This is a genomic window from Microbacterium sp. LEMMJ01, from assembly GCF_002114135.1.
Classification (GTDB): Bacteria; Actinomycetota; Actinomycetes; order Actinomycetales; family Microbacteriaceae; genus Microbacterium.
The window spans coordinates 244,757-261,328 of sequence record NZ_NCTV01000017.1; the positions used below are offsets into that span (position 1 = coordinate 244,757).

Below are 16,572 nucleotides of genomic sequence, written 5' to 3' on the forward strand. Positions count from 1 at the left end.
CGTCGAGCGGGGGCTCCTTCGCTCGGTCGATGCTATGGCATGAGCAGGGGACTGGACAGGAGCCGCGCGGTGCTAGATGCTATAGCAAAACCCGAAACCGATGACGAAGGAGTTGTCATGTCCGGCAGAGAGACGCTCGCGCAGGCGCGCGCCGCGGAGGACGCGGTGGGAGCCGCCGCCATGAAGAAGGCGATCTGGAGACTCGGTCCGTTCCTCGGCCTGCTCTACCTCGTCGCCTACATCGACCGGAACAACGCCGGCTTCGCGAAGCTCGAGATGACGGCCGCCCTCCAGATCACCGAGGCCGCCTTCGGCTTCGCGGCGGGCATCTTCTTCATCGGCTACCTGCTGTTCGAGGTGCCGAGCAACCTGCTCCTGGAGAAGTTCGGCGCCCGCAAGTGGATCGCCCGCATCATGATCTCGTGGGGCATCGTCGCGGCGCTGACCGCGTTCGTGCAGGACGCGACCCAGTTCGCGATCGCGCGCTTCATCCTCGGTATCGCGGAGGCCGGGTTCTTCCCCGGCGTGCTGCTCTACCTCACGCTGTGGTTCCCGCGGCAGTACCGCACGCAGGTGCTCGCCGTCTTCGTGCTCTCGAACCCGATCGCCAACGCGGTCGCCGCGCCGCTGTCCGGCTGGATGCTGGAGCTGCACGGGCTGTGGGGCCTGGACGGCTGGCAGCTCGTCTTCCTGCTGCAGGGCATCCCGGCCGTGCTGCTCGCGTTCGTCGTGTTCTTCTGGCTCCCCGACCGCCCGCAGGACGCGCGCTGGCTGACCCCCGCCGAGCAGCGCTGGATCACCGACACGCTCGCCGCCGAGACCCAGGCGACCGAGCAGCGGCACGGACGCCTGCGGCTGGGCGAGGTCTTCCGCAACGGCCGCCTCTGGACGCTCATCGTGCTCTTCTTCGGCGTCGTGTTCGGTGCCTACGGGCTGGGGATGTGGCTGCCGACGATCGTGAAGAGCATGGGCGACTTCTCGAACGCCACCACCGGCTGGCTCGTGGCGCTGCCGAACCTGTGCGCGGCCCTCGTGATGCTGCCGTGGGAGCGCGCCGCCCGGAAGCAGGGCAACATCCCGCTGCAGATCGGCATCACGCTCAGCATCACCGCCCTGTCGCTCATCGCGGCGGTCGCGGCGCAGGGCACGCCGGTGCTCGCGCTCGCCGCGCTGTGCGTCGGGATGTCGGCGCTCTTCTCGACCACCCCGCTGTTCTGGAGCCTGCCGCCCATGGTGCTCACCGGCACGGCGGCCGCGGCCGGCCTCGCCTTCATCAACTCGGTCGGCAACCTCGCCGGCTTCGCGGGACCCTACGCGATCGGCTGGATCAGCGAGACCACGGGGTCGGCGGTGTGGGGCCTGCTCCTCATCTCGGGGCTCACGCTGCTCGGAGCGACGATCGCCTTCGTGCTCAGCCGCCGCACGGACTTCACGACGGCGCCCGCGCTCGCCGTCGAAGCGTCCAGCGCCCGCCGGTGACCGGTCCGGGCCGGCGGTCGTGACGAGAACGTGACCCCGCCGGCCCGGTTCGCTCTAGACGCCGTTTGCCTTTTGCTACATGCTATAGCGCAACACCCTTACCCGAAGCACCACCCGACCTTGGAGGCACCCATGTCGCGTCGTCGTGTTCGGCTCGGCGGAGCAGCGATGCTGCTGACCGCCGCGCTCATCACCGCTGGTTGCAGCACCTCATCCACCCCCGACGGCCAGGCGCAGGACGGCGGCACCCTCACCGTCGCCGCCGCGCAGGGCATCCCGCAGCTCAATCCCGCCATCCGCACGTTCGCGTGGGAGGAGGTGCTGTTCCCGCTGCTGTGGAACGGCCTCACCAAGACCGACGAGTCCGGCGAGGTCGTCGGCGATCTCGCCGAGAGCTGGGAGGCGTCGGATGACCAGAAGACCTGGACCTTCACGCTCCGCGACGGCGTGACGTTCTCGAACGGCGAGGACTTCACCGCCGACGACGCGGTGGCCGCGTTCGACTACTACCTCGACCCGGACACGGCGACGCAGGAGAAGAACAAGATCTCGATGGTCACCGACGTCACCGCGCCGGACGAGAAGACCGTCGTGGTGACGCTGTCCGAGCCCATCGCGACCTTCCCCGCGGGTATCGTCTGGGTGAAGATGATCGACGTCGACGCACTCGACACCATCGACAAGGAGCCCATCGGCACCGGTCCGTACGTCGTGGACGCCTTCACTCCGGACGACAGCCTCACGCTCGTCCCCAACCCGGAGTACTTCGGCGAGGCTCCGGCGCTCGACGAGATCACGATCGTGAAGGCCGCCGAGTCCACCGCCGCCGTCACCGGTCTGCGTTCCGGCGACATCGACGTGCTGTGGTCCGTGCCACAGGGCGACGTGGCGGGTCTGGAGGGCGGCGACATCGCCCTGGTGAAGCCCGAGAACCCGAGCCAGTGGCCGTCGTGGGAGATCGACACGACGTCGCCGCCCTTCGACGACGTGCGCGCCCGGCAGGCCCTCGCGTACGCGACCGACCGTGAGGCCATCCTCGACGCCGCCTACTACGGCCAGGGCACGGTCTCCCCGACGAACAACGCGCTCGGCGAGGTGAACCCCTGGTTCGGCGGCGAGCTGACCGACTACTCCTACGACCTGGACAAGGCGAAGGAGCTGTTCGCCGAGGCCGGGGTGACCGAGGGCAGCACGCTCACCTGGTGGGGCGTCGCCGGACAGTACCCCGAGTGGAACACGAGCGGCGAGATCCTGCAGGCGAGCCTGAAGGAGATCGGCATCACGCTGACCATCGACAACAACGACATCGGCACCTGGGTCGACGCGTTCTACCCCGCGGGCAAGAGCTACCCCGGGTACATCGTGCCGAACTTCCAGTCCACCCCGCCCGAGCCGGCCTACTCGCTGAACTTCTACCTGGAGGGGCGGTGCGAGTGCAACTGGGTCGACCCCGACTTCCAGACGGCGTTCGCCGACGCCGTGGCCGAGCCGGACGAGACCGCGCGGGCCGCGAAGTGGGGCACCGTGCAGACCATCATCAACGAGCAGGTGCCGCTCATCGTGCCCCTGCAGTCGACGGTCGTCACCGCCACCAGCACGGCGGTCGACGGCGTGTGGGTCGAGGGCGGCGGACAGCTGCACCTCGAGGGCGCGCAGCTGAAGGGCTGACGTGGTCCTCTCCGTCCTCCGGCGGGTGGCGATCAGCATCGCGATGCTGATCGCCACCTCGCTCCTCGTCTTCGTCGTGCTCCGGCTGCTGCCGGGCGACCCCGTCATCACCCGCCTCGGCTCGACGCCGGGCGTGGATGCCGAGACCATCGCCCGGCTCCGGGAGGAGGCCGGCCTCGACGCCCCCGTCATCGAGCAGTACCTGCGCTGGATCGGCGGCGTCTTCACGGGCGACTTCGGTCAGTCCTACTTCAACCAGTACTCGGTGACGGAGCTCATCGCCCAGCGCCTTCCCGCGACGCTGGAGCTCACGCTCATCGGCGTGCTCCTGGCCGTGCTCATCGCCACCCCGGCCGCCGTGTTCGCCTCGCTGCGTCCGCTCGGCGTGGTCGACCGGGTGCTCACCGCGATCTCGACCGCGGGCATGGCCCTTCCCCAGTTCCTCATCGGCATCGTGCTCATCGTCGTGTTCGCCGTGCAGCTCAAGGTGCTGCCGGCCCGCGGCTACACGCCGTTCGCGGAGGACCCCGCCGAGAACCTCGTGCGCATGATCCTCCCCGGTCTCACCCTCGCCTTCGCGGCGGCGCCGCTGCTCATGCGGTTCCTCCGGGCCTCGATGGTCGAGGTGCTGGACGCCCCCTACATCCGCACCGCGAAGGGCAAGGGACAGTCGGCGAGCGGGGTCGTGCTCGGCCACGCGCTCCGCAACGCCCTGATCCCCGGGCTCACCATGCTCGGCCTGATCGTCGGCTACACCCTGGGCGGCGTGGTGATCGTGGAGTACGTGTTCGGCGTCCCCGGGCTCGGCTCGCTCGCGATCGACGCGGTCTTCAAGCGGGACTACGCGGTGCTGCAGTCGGTCGTGCTGCTGATCTCCGCGATGTTCATCCTCACCACGCTCATCGTCGACCTCCTCTACGGGGTGCTCGATCCGCGTCTTCGTGCAAGGAGCAGCCGTGGCTGACACCCTCACCCTCGCGCTGCGCTCCGCGCGTCCCCGCCGACGGGTCGCCGTCGCCTCCTGGATCCCGCTGGGGCTGCTGGCGATCATCGTCCTCGCCTGCGTGCTCGCCCCGCTCCTGGCCCCGTACGATCCCGCGGCGCAGTCGTCCGACCGGTTCGCCGGTCCCTCGGCGGCGCACCTCTTCGGGACCGACGAGTTGGGCCGCGACCTCTTCAGCCGCGTGCTCTACGGCGGCCAGCTCACCGTGTTCATCGCCGGGGGCGCGACGCTCGTGGCCATGGTCCTCGGCATCGCCTGGGGTATGGCGGCGGCGTTCGGACGCGGTTGGGTCGATGAGATCCTCATGCGTCTCGCCGACACGGTCATGGCGATCCCGCAGATCCTCTTCGCGCTCGTCTTCATCTCCGCGTTCGGCGCCGACCCCGTCAAGCTCGCCGTCATCATCGGGGTGCTCCTCACGCCGACCACCGCGCGGCTCGTGCGGTCGTCGGTGCTCAGCGAACTGCAGGAGGACTACTTCACGGCCGCTGTGGCGTTCGGCTCGACCCGGCGCCGGCTGCTCTTCGCCGAGGTGCTCCCGAACGCCAAGGGGCCGATCGTCGTGCAGGCGGCCATCAACGCCGCCAACGCGATCCTCCTGGAGGCGTCGATGAGCTTCGTCGGGCTCGGCATCGCGCCGCCCGAGGCCACCTGGGGCACGCTCGTGCAGCAGGGCTACCAGAAGATGTACCAGTCCATCGGATACGTGCTGTTCCCCGCCCTGTTCATCTTCGTCACCATCTGGCTGCTCAACGTGCTCGCCGACCAGTTCGGCGGCGATCGGAAGGGGAGGGGCCGATGACCGACCTCATGCCCGTCCTGCAGGTGCAGGACCTCACCGTCTCCTATGGGGACGTCACGCCCGTCCAGGGCATCACGTTCGCGGTGCGGCCCGGGGAGCGCATCGGCCTCGTCGGCGAATCCGGCTCCGGCAAGTCGCTCACGGCGCTGTCGATCATGCGGCTGAATGACGGGGCGACCCTCGGCGGCAGCATCCGGTTGCGCGACCGCGAACTGCTCACGCTGAGCCCGCGGGAGATGACCCGCGTGCGCGGCGGCGAGATCGCGATGGTCTACCAGGACCCGATGTCGTCGCTGAACCCGGTCCGCACGATCGGGCACCAGCTCGTCGAGGCGATCCGGCTGCACGACCGGGTCTCGGCGGCGGCCGCCCGCGCCAGGGCCGTCGAGCTGCTGACCGAGGTCGGGGTGCCGCTCCCTGAGGAGCGTCTCGGCCAGTACCCGCACGAGTTCTCCGGCGGGATGCGGCAGCGCGTCATGATCGCGATGGCCATGTCGTCCCGGCCCGCCGTGCTCATCGCGGACGAGCCGACCACGGCCCTCGACGTCACGACGCAGTCCCGGATCATCGACCTCCTCGACCGGCTCGCGGAGGACCACGGGACCGCGGTCGTGCTCATCACGCACGACCTCGGCGTCGCCGCCGGGTTCTGCGAGCGCATCCACGTGATGCGGCACGGGCGCGTGGTCGAGGAGGGCCCGGTCGACCGCATCTACGCGGCCCCGGAGCACCCGTACACGCAGGCGCTCCTCGGCGCGGTCGTCGACCTCACGGTGGACGTGCAGCAGCCCATCCGCACCGCCGCGGAGGTGCTCGAACGCGGGACGGAGCCGCTCGCCGAGGCCGGGTCGATCAGCGCGGTGGACCGGGCGCGGGAGTCCGGCGACGTGCTGGTGGACGTGCAGGGCGTGTCGAAGGTGTTCACGCTCGGCTCCGGACGCCGGGTGACCGCGGTCGACGACGTGTCGTTCCAGATCCGGCGTGGCGAGACGGTCGGGCTCGTCGGCGAGTCGGGCTCCGGCAAGTCGACCGTGTCGAAGGCCGTGCTCGCGCTCGGCGGCATCGACGGCGGGACGGTCGTCTTCGACGGGCAGCGTCCGCACGACCTCCGCGGCGAGGAGCTGCGGCGGCTGCGCAAGCGCATGCAGATGGTGTTCCAGGACCCCTTCTCGGCGCTGAACCGGCGGCAGACCGTCGCGCAGATCATCGAGGCGCCGCTGCGCGCCCACGGCATCGGCACCCGGGCCTCCCGCGCCGAGAAGGTGCGCGAGACCATGCACCGCGTGCGCCTGGACGAGGAGTTCGCGCACCGGCTGCCGCGCTCGATGTCCGGCGGGCAGTGCCAGCGCGTGTCCATCGCCCGGTCGCTCGTGCTGGAGCCGGACTTCCTCGTGCTCGACGAATCGGTGTCGGCGCTCGACGTGTCGATCCAGGCGCAGGTGCTCAATCTGCTCCGGGAGCTGCAGGCCGAGCTCGGCCTCACCTACCTCTTCATCAGCCACGACCTGGCGGTGATCCGGTACATGTCCTCGACGGTCGCCGTGATGCAGCAGGGCCGCATCGTCGAGATCGGCGCGCGCGACGCGCTCTTCGCGAATCCGCAGCACGAGTACACGCGCGGGCTCATGGCGGCGATCCCCGTCGCCGACCCGGTCCTCGAGCGCCGACGGCGTGCGGAGGCCGCGGCGCTCTGGCAGACCCACGGCGGGCAGACGGGCGCGGTCCCCGCGACGACCGCCGGACGAGGAGGACGATGATGACCATCACGGATCAGGGGACGGCACCCGCGGCGGACACCGCGGGTGTCGGCGCGGCGGTGCGGTCCGCCGGCCGCCGCGCGCTCATGGCCGGGCTCGGCGCGGTCGCGCTCGGCACAGCGGGCGCGCTCGCGAGCACGGCACCAGCGCAGGCCGCCCCGGTCGTCGCCGGCGCCAAGGACGTCACGCGAGCGGAGTCCGTCGCCGATCTGGGCCGCCTGCGGGCCCGCGACGGCGAGGTGGCGGTCGTCGCCGGGTACCGGAAGCCCGGCGACGCCGGGCTGCTCGTGTACGTGGGCAGCGAGAACGCGAAGACCACGCCCAACGGCGGGACCGTGATCGCGGGGAAGCGCGACACCCGCTGGATCCTGCAGCATGAAGGGACGGTCGACTTCCGGGTCTTCGGCATCACGGGACCGGAGAAGCCGGCCGACGATGCGCTCGCCGCGATGGTGAACGATCCCCGTATCCGCCGGATCGAGGCGAGCACGGATCTGCTGTTCCGGCGACGGCACCGCTTCACCCGGTCGTACGTCGAGATCGACTTCGGCGGAAACCTCATCACGACCGACGGCATCGAGAAGAACACGCACGACAACCCGTTCGGCGCCGTGATGTTCTTCACCGGGGTGTCGAAGGACGTCACGGTCGAGCATGCGCTGGCCGAGGCCTGGCCCGAGCTGACCGACGCGGTCGCCGTGCCGGATGCCTCCCGGTTCCCCGTCGATTCCTGGTGGGCGGTGCAGTGCGATCCGGTCGCCGGAGGAGGGGCGGACGAGCGCGAGCTGCAGCGGTTCGTGCAGGTGACGCAGCAGATCGACGCCACCCACATCCGCATCGACTACCTCAACGGCTGGCCGCTGGACAAGGGGCGAAAGCTCGTCTGGCGGCAGATGGAACCGGTCGCGGGCGTGCGCATCGCGAACATGCGGTTCCTCGGCGCCGGACCCTTCGACGGTCCCACCGACGGCTCCTTCCCCGACTCCCGTGAGCTCACCGGCTCCCACCCGATCGCCTTCGAGTACGCGATCCACTGCGACGTCGCCGACGTGCACGCGAGCCGCACCTGGTGGCCCGTGATCATGCGGCGCTGGAACACGCACTTCACGACGGAGCGCTGCTCGGTGGAGAACCCGCCGACCGTGTTCTACGGCGGCGCGGGCTACCTCACGCAGCAGATCTACAGCCTCTATGGACGGGTCAGCGACTGCACCTCGTCGAACGCCCGGCACCTGAACGACCTCACCGCCAGCGCGTACTGCATCGTCGAGAACTGCCACGGCGACGGCGACGATCAGGGCGGCAACCCCTTCACCACGCACGGCCAGTACGAGCACGACCTCACCTTCATCGGCAACTCCGGGCTCATGGACATCGCCAACTCCGGCGCGCAGTGGGGCACGGCCGCCAAGCGCATCACGGTGCGCGACCACGTCTGCTCCTGGTTCGTCGCCGGCACCAAGATCAGCGATCTGACGCTGGAGAACGTGCGGGTCATCGGCCGCTCGACCTTCGATCCGCAGGCGACCATGACCATCAACGCCGACGGCGCCCAGGTGCGCGGGTGCACCGCGGGACTTCTGGCGATCGGACAGCGGTCGCAGCGCTCGTCGCGGCCGACCGTGATCGCGGACTCCACCTTCGCGCTGCCGAAGGACCAGGTGCTCGTGCAGACCCCGGTCACGGCTCCCGTGCGCTTCGTGGACTGCACGATCACCGGGATCGACGGGGTCAAGGCCCGTGGGTCCGGGCCGGTCGAGTTCGTGGACTGCCGCCTCAGCGGCCCGGCGGCGGGTGCGCCCTTCGAGGTCGGCGCCGCCACGGTCACCATCCGCGGCGGTTCCGTGCGCGACGTGCGCCTGACCGCGACCGCGGTGCGCGATCAGCTCGTCGCTCTGGAGGGCGTCGAGCTGTCCACGGAGCGGACGGACGGCGCGCTGCTGAGCAGGACTGCCGGTGCCGGCGTCGTCACCTGGCGGGTGAGCGGGGTGACCTCGACAGTGCCGCGGGGCGCGGCCCACCTCGACATCGGGACGGGCGTCAACCACGCCCGCGTCACCGGCAGCCAGTTCGTCGGCGGAGGACTGCGGCTGGCGGACGGGTTCGCCGAGCCGTCGACGCTGCTTTACAGCGACACCGTCGAGCGCGGCGTCGAGACGGCGCTGCCGGAAGCCGGACCGCGCGTCGTCATCGCGGACGTGCTGGCGAGCGCGTGACGGGCGGCATCATGGACATCAGGGAGGACCACGCGTGAACGACACCGCAGCGGCGACGCACCTCGGAGACCGCATCCGCATCCCCCGCACGCGGGCGCGCATCGGCGTCGCCCGGCGCGACATCACGCCGCCCGTCGGCATCCGCGCCAAGAACTGGGGCCCGGCCGACTGGGAGCGGTCCGAGGGGGCGCATCGGCCGTTCGAGCTGACCGCGCTCGCGGTGGTGGCCGCGGACGAGCGGCCCCGGGTGCTGCTCGCCGTCGACGGCACCTGGTGGCGCCGAGTCGCCGATGAGCAGGGCGTGCGCGGGGCGATCCTCGACGGTCTGGGCCTCGATGCCGATCAGCTCATGCTCTCCCTCTCGCACACCCACGCCGGGGCCGTGCTCTGCGCCGCGGATGCGCATCTGCCGGGCGGCGAACTCATCCCCGGGTACCTGGAGGCTCTTGCTGCCGCGGGCATCGCCGCCGGGCGGGAGGCGCTGGAGGCTGCGCGACCGGGACTGATCGAGTGGACCACGGGCACCTGCACCCTCGCGGCGGAGCGGGAGCTCGACCTCGACGGCCGCGCGCTCGTCGGCTACAACCCCCAGGGCACCGCCGACGACACGGTGACCATCGGCCGGATCAGCATCAACGGGGAGGTGCGGGCGACGCTGGTGAACTACGCCTGCCACCCGACGACCCTGGCCTGGCAGCACCGAGAGGTGTCTCCGGACTACGTCGGCGCGATGCGCGAGATCGTGGAGGCCGCGATCGGCGCACCGTGCCTCTTCGTGCAGGGGGCCTCGGGCGAGCTGGCCCCTCGGGAGCAGTACACCGGCGACGTCGCGGTGGCCGACCGGCACGGACGCTCACTCGGGCACGCGGTGCTCGCGGCGCTGGACGGGCTCCCGGTACCCGGCGAGGAGCTGACGCTGGACGGGGTCGTGGAGTCGGGGGCTCCGCTCGCGATCTGGACCGGGACCCCGGCGGACGGCGGCGACGGGGCGGCGGGAGTCGTCTCGGCGGTCGAGCTGCCGCTGCGCGACCTGCCCACCCTGGACGAGCTCGCCGAGGAGTGGAAGGACATCGACCCCCGGTCGCGGGAGGAGCGCCTCGGACGGGCGCGGAATCTCCGTGACGGCTACATCGACGGTCCGACCGTGTCGCATCCCGTGTGGGCGTGGCGGCTCGGAGACGCCGTGATCGTGGGGCATCCGGGCGAGGCGTACTCGCGGCTGCAGACGACCCTGCGGGAGCGGTTCCCGGAGACGCCGATCGTGGTGATGAACCTCACGAACGGCCCGGGGTTCGTGTATCTCCCGACCCGCGAGGCCTACGACCGCGGCGCCTATCAGTCCTGGCAGACGCCCCTGGCCCCCGGTGCCCTGGAGCTCCTGGAGTCCCACGCCGTGTCGGTCGTGGCCGGGTTGCTGGGGTAGTTCCGCCTTTCGAATCGCCCACTTTGCTCCATTTCCGGCCGAAATCGAACCAGTTGCGCGATTCGAACGGGATAGAGTTGCTATAGCAAATCCCCGAGGTAGAGGAGAGACATGACCGCGCGCCCCGTCGCCATCGTCACCGGAGGCTCGGCCGGCATCGGCTGGGAGATCGGACAGCGGCTCTCCGCGGACGGCTACCTCGTCGTCGCGACCGACCGCGTCCCCGGGCTCACCGCGGGCGAGAACCCCGCCGGGATCCTGTGGCGGGAGCTCGACGTCACCGACCATGCCGCCGTCGACCGGGTCTTCGGCGAGATCGAGGCGGAGCTCGGGCCCATCGAGGTGCTCGTGAACAACGCGGGCATCCAGCGGCATCGCGGGATCGAAGACCTCACGTGGGACGAGTGGTCCGCGGTCGTGGACGTGAACCTGCACGGGGTGTTCTCCGCGCTCCAGGCTGCCGGGAAGCGCATGCTCGACCGGGGCGAGGGCCGCATCGTCAACATCTCCTCCATCTCCTCGCGAGGCTCCGCGGGGCGGGCGCCGTATGCCACGACCAAGGCCGCCGTCATCGGACTCACTTCGACGGCCGGAGCGGAGTGGGCGTCGCGAGGGGTGCGCGTCAACGCCGTCGCCCCGGGCTATGTCGACACCGGAGTGTTCCGGCAGGGCGTCGAGCAGGGGACGTTGAGCCTCGACACGATCCTGTCCCGCATCCCCGCGAAGCGCCTGGCCGACGCGAGTGAGATCGCCGCGGCCGTGAGCTTCCTCGTGTCGGACCAGTCGCGCTACATGAACGGGCAGACCCTGTACGTCGACGGCGGGTTCATGGTCGACTACGGCGTGCCCCTCGCGAAGAAGCCCGAATGACCGCCATCGCTCGGATCGACACGGCCACGGCGGTCCTCCCCCTTCCGGCACCGCTGCAGCTCGGCGCGATGACGGTCACGCGGCGGGAGTATTCCGCGGTGCAGGTGACGGCGGACGACGGCACCACCGGGGTCGCCTACTGCCTGTCGCGCGAGGCCCCGATGGCGGAGATCGTCGACCGCCTGGTGGCTCCGCACGCGGTGGGGCTCGACGCCGACGACCCGGCGGCCGCGTGGGACCGGATGCTCCGCGGCAGCGCGATCGTCGGACGGGTGGGACTCGTGCGGCGGGCGATCGGTCTCGTCGACATCGCCCTGTGGGACATCGCGGCCCGTCGCGCCGGCGTGCCGCTGTGGACCCTGCTCGGCACGGGGGACGTCCCCCGGGAGGGGATGCTCGTCGCCGCGTATCCGTCTCCGCAGCGCACGCCGCGGGAGGTCGCGGATGAGGTGCTCGCGCAGGCGGAGGGCTGGGCGCAGGTGAAGATCTCGCGCATTCCCGATCCGGCATACATGCGCGAGCTGCTCGCGATCCTCGGCGCGGAGCTGCCGTCCTCGACCGGACTCGTGGTGGACGTGGGCTTCGGCTGGCCCGACGCGGAGGCCGCTGTGGCGGAGGTCGCGCAGTGGGGCGACCCGCGCCTTGCCTGGCTGGAGGATCCGCTGCTCCCCGAGGACGCGGCCGGTGTCGCCCGCATCCGCCGGGAGACCGGGCTGCCGGTGGCGGTGGGCGACGAGGTGACCGACCCCGCCGTGCTCCGGGCTCTCGTCGAGATCGGCGAGGTCGACGCGCTGCGCCTCGACGTCGTGGCGGTCGGCGGCATCACCCCCGCGCGCGAGCTCATCGCCTGGGCGGCGGAGCGCAGCGTCCCGGTGTCCGGACACGTGTACCCCGAGGTCACGACCCACCTCGGCATCCAGGTGGAGACCTTCGCCCGCGGCGTCAACCCCTACGACCCCGCGCCCTCGTTCGTCACGGGCGGGCCGCAGTTCGCGGGCACCGTCACGCCCCCCACGGCTCCGGGGCTCGGCTTCGGCCTCGATCCCGCCGTCTTCCGTTTCGAGAGGGACTGACATGGCACATTCCCCGCGCAGCGTCGTGGTCACCGGCAGCGGCAAGGGCATCGGGCGCGCGGTGGCCGCGCGGCTCACCGCCGACGGCTGGATCGTGGTCGGGCTCGAACGCTCTCCCGGCTCCGGGACCGTGGAGGAGGGCATCGTCGCGGAGGTCGTGCTCGGCGACGCCTCCGACCGCACGGCCCACGAGCGTGCCGCCGCCGCCGCGCGCGCGAGGGCTCCGCTGGCCGGCTGGGTCAACAACGCCGGCATCACGAAGCGCACGCCGCTGCACGAGCTCGACGAGACGGTCGTGCGCGAGATCGTCGACATCAACGGCTTCGGCTACCTCTGGGGCTGTTCGGCCGCCGTGTCCGCGTTCCTCGACCAGGGCGTCGCCGGGGCGATCGTCAACATCGGGTCGATCCACGGGCGGTCGAGCTTCGTGGACCACGCGGCCTACGAGTTCACGAAGGGCGGCATCGACGCCCTGAGCCGCAGCGTCGCCGTGACATATGGCGGATTGGGCATACGGGCGAACACCGTCGCGCCGGGCGGCGTGCGCACCCCGCATCTGGAGGCGCAGATCGCGCGGGCGGCCGACCCTGCGGCGGAGGAGCGCCTGCTCGCGGAGGGTCCGCCGATGGGACGCATCGCCCGTGCGGAGGAGGTCGCCGCAGTGACGGCGTTCCTGCTCTCCGACGAGGCCCCCTACCTCTCGGGGCAGTCCATCGCGGTGGACGGAGCGTGGACGGCGTCGTTCGGCGACATCACGCTCGACCCCGCGCTGCGGGAGCGGTTCGAGGCGCCCCCGGCCTCCTGAACTCCGGCCACGCCGATGTTCCCGGTCCGTGCGACGATCCGCTCGTCGACGGGAGAACGGGATGCGCGGGGAAGCGACGGTTCTGCACGCCGATCTCGATGCGTTCTACGCCTCGGTCGAGCAGCGTGATGCGCCGGAGCTCCGCGGGCGTCCGGTGATCGTCGGCGGCGGGGTCGTGCTGGCCGCCAGCTACGAGGCGAAGGCACGGGGCGTCCGCACCGCGATGGGCGGCCGGCAGGCGCGCGAGCTGTGCCCCGACGCCGTCGTCGTGCCGCCGCGGATGGAGGCCTACTCCGCGGCCAGCAAGGATGTCTTCCGCATCTTCCGCGACACCACCCCGCTCGTGGAAGGGCTCTCCATCGACGAGGCGTTCCTCGAGGTCGGCGGCCTGCGACGCATCGCCGGCACTCCCGAGGCCATCGCCATCCGGTTGCGGGAGCGCGTGCGCGCCGAGGCGGGCCTGGCGATCTCGGTCGGCGTCGCCCGCACGAAGTTCCTCGCCAAGGTCGCGAGTGCGGTGAGTAAGCCCGACGGGCTCCTCGTCGTCGAGCCCGACCGGGAGGAGGAGTTCCTGCTGCCGCTCCCCGTCGAGCGGCTGTGGGGCGTCGGCGCGGTGACGGCGGAGAAGCTGCACCGCTACGGCATCCGCACGGTCGGCGAGCTCGCGGAGCTCGAGGCCGCCACCGCGGAGCGGATGCTCGGAAAGGCGACCGGAGCGCACGTCCATGCTCTCGCCCGCCTGCGGGACCCCCGCCCCGTGGACACGACCAGGCGCCGGGGATCGATCGGGTCGCAGCGGGCGCTCGGCGTCCGTCCGCGGTCGCCGGACGAACTCGACGTCATCCTCACCCAGATCGTCGACCGGCTCGCGAAGCGTCTCCGCGACGGCGACCGCGTGTGCCGCACGGTGGTGCTGCGCCTGCGCTTCGGCGACTTCACGAAGGCCACCCGTTCGCGGTCGCTGCGCGCGCCGACCGACCGCACCGCGCTGCTGCTCGCCGTCGCCCGCACGCTCCTCGCCGCGGCGCAGCCCGAGATCAGCGGCCGCGGCATCACCCTGCTCGGCCTCTCGCTCACCCAGCTCGACGCGGCGGACAGCGTCCCACCCGAGCTGCCGATCGACTGGGGCGACGAGTCTCGCCTCGACACCGTGCTCGATACGCTCCGTGACCGCTACGGCTCCGCCTCGGTCTCCCGCGCCGCCCAGCTCGGCCGCGACCCCGGTTGGTCGTCTCCCGTGCTGCCGGAGCACCACTGACCCCTTTCGAATCGCTTGACTGGTCCCGTTTCGGCCGGAAATACAGCCAATCGGGCGATTCGAAGCGGGTCAGGCCTTGAGCATCGACGCCCGCGAGATCACGCCGTCGACCACGTCGAACGTCGCGATCGTCTCCGTGGCGACGCCGGCGTTGATGACCCGCTCCTGGGCGACGACCCAGCGGGAGCCGAACAGGACGCTCGTGTCGATCACGCAGGAGAGCTCCGGGTTCTGCAGCCGCGGCTCGTAGAAGGCGCGGATCGCGGCCGACCCGACGAGGGGTTCCGGCGCGACTCCGGTGACCACGGCATCGTCGGCGTAGGTCGCGACGAAGGCGTCGAGGTCGTGGGCGTTGAAGGCGTCGAGCTGGGCCTGGACGGTGTCGAGGGCAGAACGGTCCTGGGCGGTGCGGTCAGTCAATGCGAACTCCTCCGTTGACGTCGTAGGTGGCTCCGGTGATGAAGCGGGCCCGCTCCGAGGCGAGCGACGCGATGATCCAGGCGACGTCCTCCGGCTGCCCGAACGCACCGAGCGGGATGCCCGACTCGAGCTTCGCGCGGCCCTCGCCCTGGAGCTGATCCGTGATCGCGCTGGCGACCGGGCCGGGCGTGACGGCGTTGACGCGGATGCCCTCGGCGGCGAGGTGCCGGGCGAAACTGCGGGTGATCGCGAGGATCGCCCCCTTGCTGGCCGCGTAGTGGATGCCCGTCTGCAGCGCGCCGACCTGCCCGGCGATCGAGGCGATGTTGATGACCGAGCGGTCGCCGTCGGCGGCCCGGAGCAGGGGGAGCGCCGCGCGGGTGAGCAGGAAGGTGCCGCGGGCGTTCGTCTCCAGGACGAAGTCCCACTCCTCGATGTCGAACTCGGGGTACGGGGTGTAGGGGCAGACGCCGCCGTTGTTGACGAGGACGTGCAGGTCGCCCCAGGCGTCCGTGATCTCGGCGATGAGCGCCGTGATGGAGTCGGGGTCGCGGAGGTCGAGGCGCGACACATGGACGTCCGGCGAGCCCGCGGCGCGGCACTCCTCCGCCACGCGTGCGGCTTCGGCCTCCCGTCCGGCGTAGGTGATCCAGAGGGCGACGCCCTCGCGGGCGAGTTCGAGGGCGGCGGCGGTTCCGATGCCGGAACTGGCGCCCGTGACGAGTGCGCGGCGAACAGTCATGACTAAACGCTATAGCAAGAACCGGCTCTCCGGGCAGCGCTGTACGAGAGGTTGCTAGATGCTATAGCATCGCATTCATGACCGCGCCGCTCATCCTCGTCACCGACTGCGACCTCCCCGGGACCGTCATCGAAGACACCCTCCGCGCCGCCGGCCTCCGTGCCGAGCGGGCCGCCTCCGGGAGCCCGGACGACATCGCCGCCGCCGGAGCCGACGCCGAGGCCCTGGTCGTGCAGTGGGCGCGCATCGACGGCGACCTCATGGACCGCCTGCCGAACCTCCGTTTCATCAGCCGTGTCGGCATCGGCTACGACATGATCGACGTCGAGGCCGCCACGGCCCGTGGCATCGCCGTCGCGAACACGCCGAGCTACTGCATCGAAGAGGTCGCCGCGCACACCGTCGCGATGATCATGACCCAGGCCCGCGGCCTCTCCGCCTACGACCGGGCCGTACGGGAGGGCGTCTGGAAGGCCGTCGACGCCCGGCCGCTCGCCGTGCGGCCGTCCTCCACCACCGTGTCGGTGCTCGGCTTCGGGCGCATCGGATCGATCGTCGCCCGCGGGTGTCGGGCGCTCGGCTTCCGTGTGCTGGTGGCCGACCCGTATGCCTCCGACGACGCCGTGCGCGACGCGGGCTGCGAGCCTGTGGACATCCCGTCGGCGATCGCCCGCGCCGACATCCTCACCCTGCACGTGCCGCTGACGGACGAGACCCGCCATCTCATCGACGCCGCGGCCCTGGCGACGATGAAGCGGGACGCCGTGATCGTGAACACCTGCCGGGGGCCGCTCATCGACGAGGATGCCCTGGCCGCGGCGCTCCGCGACGGCCGGCTCGCCGGTGCCGCTCTCGACGTCTTCGCGGAGGAGCCGCTCCCCGGCACCTCCGCGCTGCGGGCGCTCGACACCGTGCTGCTCACGCCGCACGCCGCCTGGTACTCCCCGGAGGCCCTGGCGGATCTTCCCGTGCACGCCGCCGAGAACGTGATCCGCTCGCTCGCCGGCGAGGCCGTGCCCATCGTCAACCCGGCCTTCGCGGCCGCGCGCTGAGAGG

At 71.3% G+C, this 16,572-nt stretch carries 14 protein-coding genes; 12 read left to right on the forward strand and 2 right to left on the reverse strand.

Going from position 1 to position 16,572, the window contains the following annotated elements; all coding sequences use genetic code 11:
* Positions 1 to 117: 117 nt before the first annotated feature.
* From B7W94_RS03630 to dinB, 11 genes are all read left to right on the forward strand, one after another.
* Positions 118 to 1,479, forward strand: coding sequence for an MFS transporter (locus tag B7W94_RS03630; RefSeq protein WP_025104139.1), 1,362 nt, complete (start codon positions 118 to 120; stop codon positions 1,477 to 1,479).
* Between the two features lie 132 nt (positions 1,480 to 1,611).
* The gene (locus B7W94_RS03635) at positions 1,612 to 3,147 is read left to right on the forward strand and encodes an ABC transporter substrate-binding protein (RefSeq protein WP_081811588.1); all 1,536 of its coding nucleotides are present in this window, start codon (positions 1,612 to 1,614) and stop codon (positions 3,145 to 3,147) included.
* Position 3,148: 1 nt separating this feature from the next.
* Positions 3,149 to 4,111 carry an ABC transporter permease gene (locus tag B7W94_RS03640; protein WP_025104137.1) on the forward strand — a complete coding sequence of 321 codons (963 nt, stop codon included), beginning with the start codon at positions 3,149 to 3,151 and terminating at the stop codon, positions 4,109 to 4,111.
* Positions 4,104 to 4,952, forward strand: coding sequence for an ABC transporter permease (locus B7W94_RS03645; protein WP_216353864.1), 849 nt, complete (start codon positions 4,104 to 4,106; stop codon positions 4,950 to 4,952). Before B7W94_RS03640 ends, B7W94_RS03645 begins: the two co-directional genes overlap by 8 nt.
* Complete coding sequence (locus B7W94_RS03650) at positions 4,949 to 6,709, forward strand: dipeptide ABC transporter ATP-binding protein (protein WP_085604416.1); 1,761 nt, start codon at positions 4,949 to 4,951, stop codon at positions 6,707 to 6,709. Before B7W94_RS03645 ends, B7W94_RS03650 begins: the two co-directional genes overlap by 4 nt.
* Positions 6,709 to 8,925 carry a peptidase C14 gene (locus tag B7W94_RS03655; RefSeq protein ID WP_253247376.1) on the forward strand — a complete coding sequence of 739 codons (2,217 nt, stop codon included), beginning with the start codon at positions 6,709 to 6,711 and terminating at the stop codon, positions 8,923 to 8,925. The genes B7W94_RS03650 and B7W94_RS03655 overlap by 1 nt, the downstream gene beginning before the upstream one ends.
* Before the next feature lie 34 nt (positions 8,926 to 8,959).
* Positions 8,960 to 10,348: a hypothetical protein gene (locus B7W94_RS03660; protein WP_085604418.1), complete on the forward strand. Its 1,389-nt coding sequence runs from the start codon at positions 8,960 to 8,962 to the stop codon at positions 10,346 to 10,348.
* Positions 10,349 to 10,459: 111 nt separating this feature from the next.
* A complete protein-coding gene (locus B7W94_RS03665) occupies positions 10,460 to 11,218 on the forward strand; it encodes an SDR family NAD(P)-dependent oxidoreductase (protein WP_085604421.1) in 759 nt (252 codons plus the stop codon).
* Positions 11,215 to 12,291: an enolase C-terminal domain-like protein gene (locus B7W94_RS03670; RefSeq protein ID WP_085604424.1), complete on the forward strand. Its 1,077-nt coding sequence runs from the start codon at positions 11,215 to 11,217 to the stop codon at positions 12,289 to 12,291. Before B7W94_RS03665 ends, B7W94_RS03670 begins: the two co-directional genes overlap by 4 nt.
* A gap of 1 nt (position 12,292) precedes the next feature.
* Complete coding sequence (locus B7W94_RS03675) at positions 12,293 to 13,096, forward strand: SDR family NAD(P)-dependent oxidoreductase (RefSeq protein WP_085604428.1); 804 nt, start codon at positions 12,293 to 12,295, stop codon at positions 13,094 to 13,096.
* A gap of 61 nt (positions 13,097 to 13,157) precedes the next feature.
* Positions 13,158 to 14,354 (forward strand): DNA polymerase IV, encoded by a 1,197-nt coding sequence (gene dinB / locus B7W94_RS03680; protein ID WP_085604431.1) that lies wholly within the window; start codon positions 13,158 to 13,160, stop codon positions 14,352 to 14,354.
* A 69-nt stretch (positions 14,355 to 14,423) separates the two neighbouring features.
* Here dinB and B7W94_RS03685 read toward each other — a convergent pair whose 3' ends face one another.
* The gene (locus B7W94_RS03685; RefSeq protein WP_062633303.1) at positions 14,424 to 14,774 is read right to left on the reverse strand and encodes a nuclear transport factor 2 family protein; all 351 of its coding nucleotides are present in this window, start codon (positions 14,772 to 14,774) and stop codon (positions 14,424 to 14,426) included.
* Positions 14,767 to 15,516, reverse strand: a complete 750-nt coding sequence (locus tag B7W94_RS03690) for an SDR family NAD(P)-dependent oxidoreductase (protein WP_085604434.1) — start codon at positions 15,514 to 15,516, stop codon at positions 14,767 to 14,769. The genes B7W94_RS03685 and B7W94_RS03690 overlap by 8 nt, the downstream gene beginning before the upstream one ends.
* Before the next feature lie 77 nt (positions 15,517 to 15,593).
* Here B7W94_RS03690 and B7W94_RS03695 point away from each other — a divergent pair, with 77 nt between their 5' ends.
* Positions 15,594 to 16,568 (forward strand): C-terminal binding protein, encoded by a 975-nt coding sequence (locus tag B7W94_RS03695; protein WP_085604437.1) that lies wholly within the window; start codon positions 15,594 to 15,596, stop codon positions 16,566 to 16,568.
* The last annotated feature ends 4 nt before the right edge of the window (positions 16,569 to 16,572 follow it).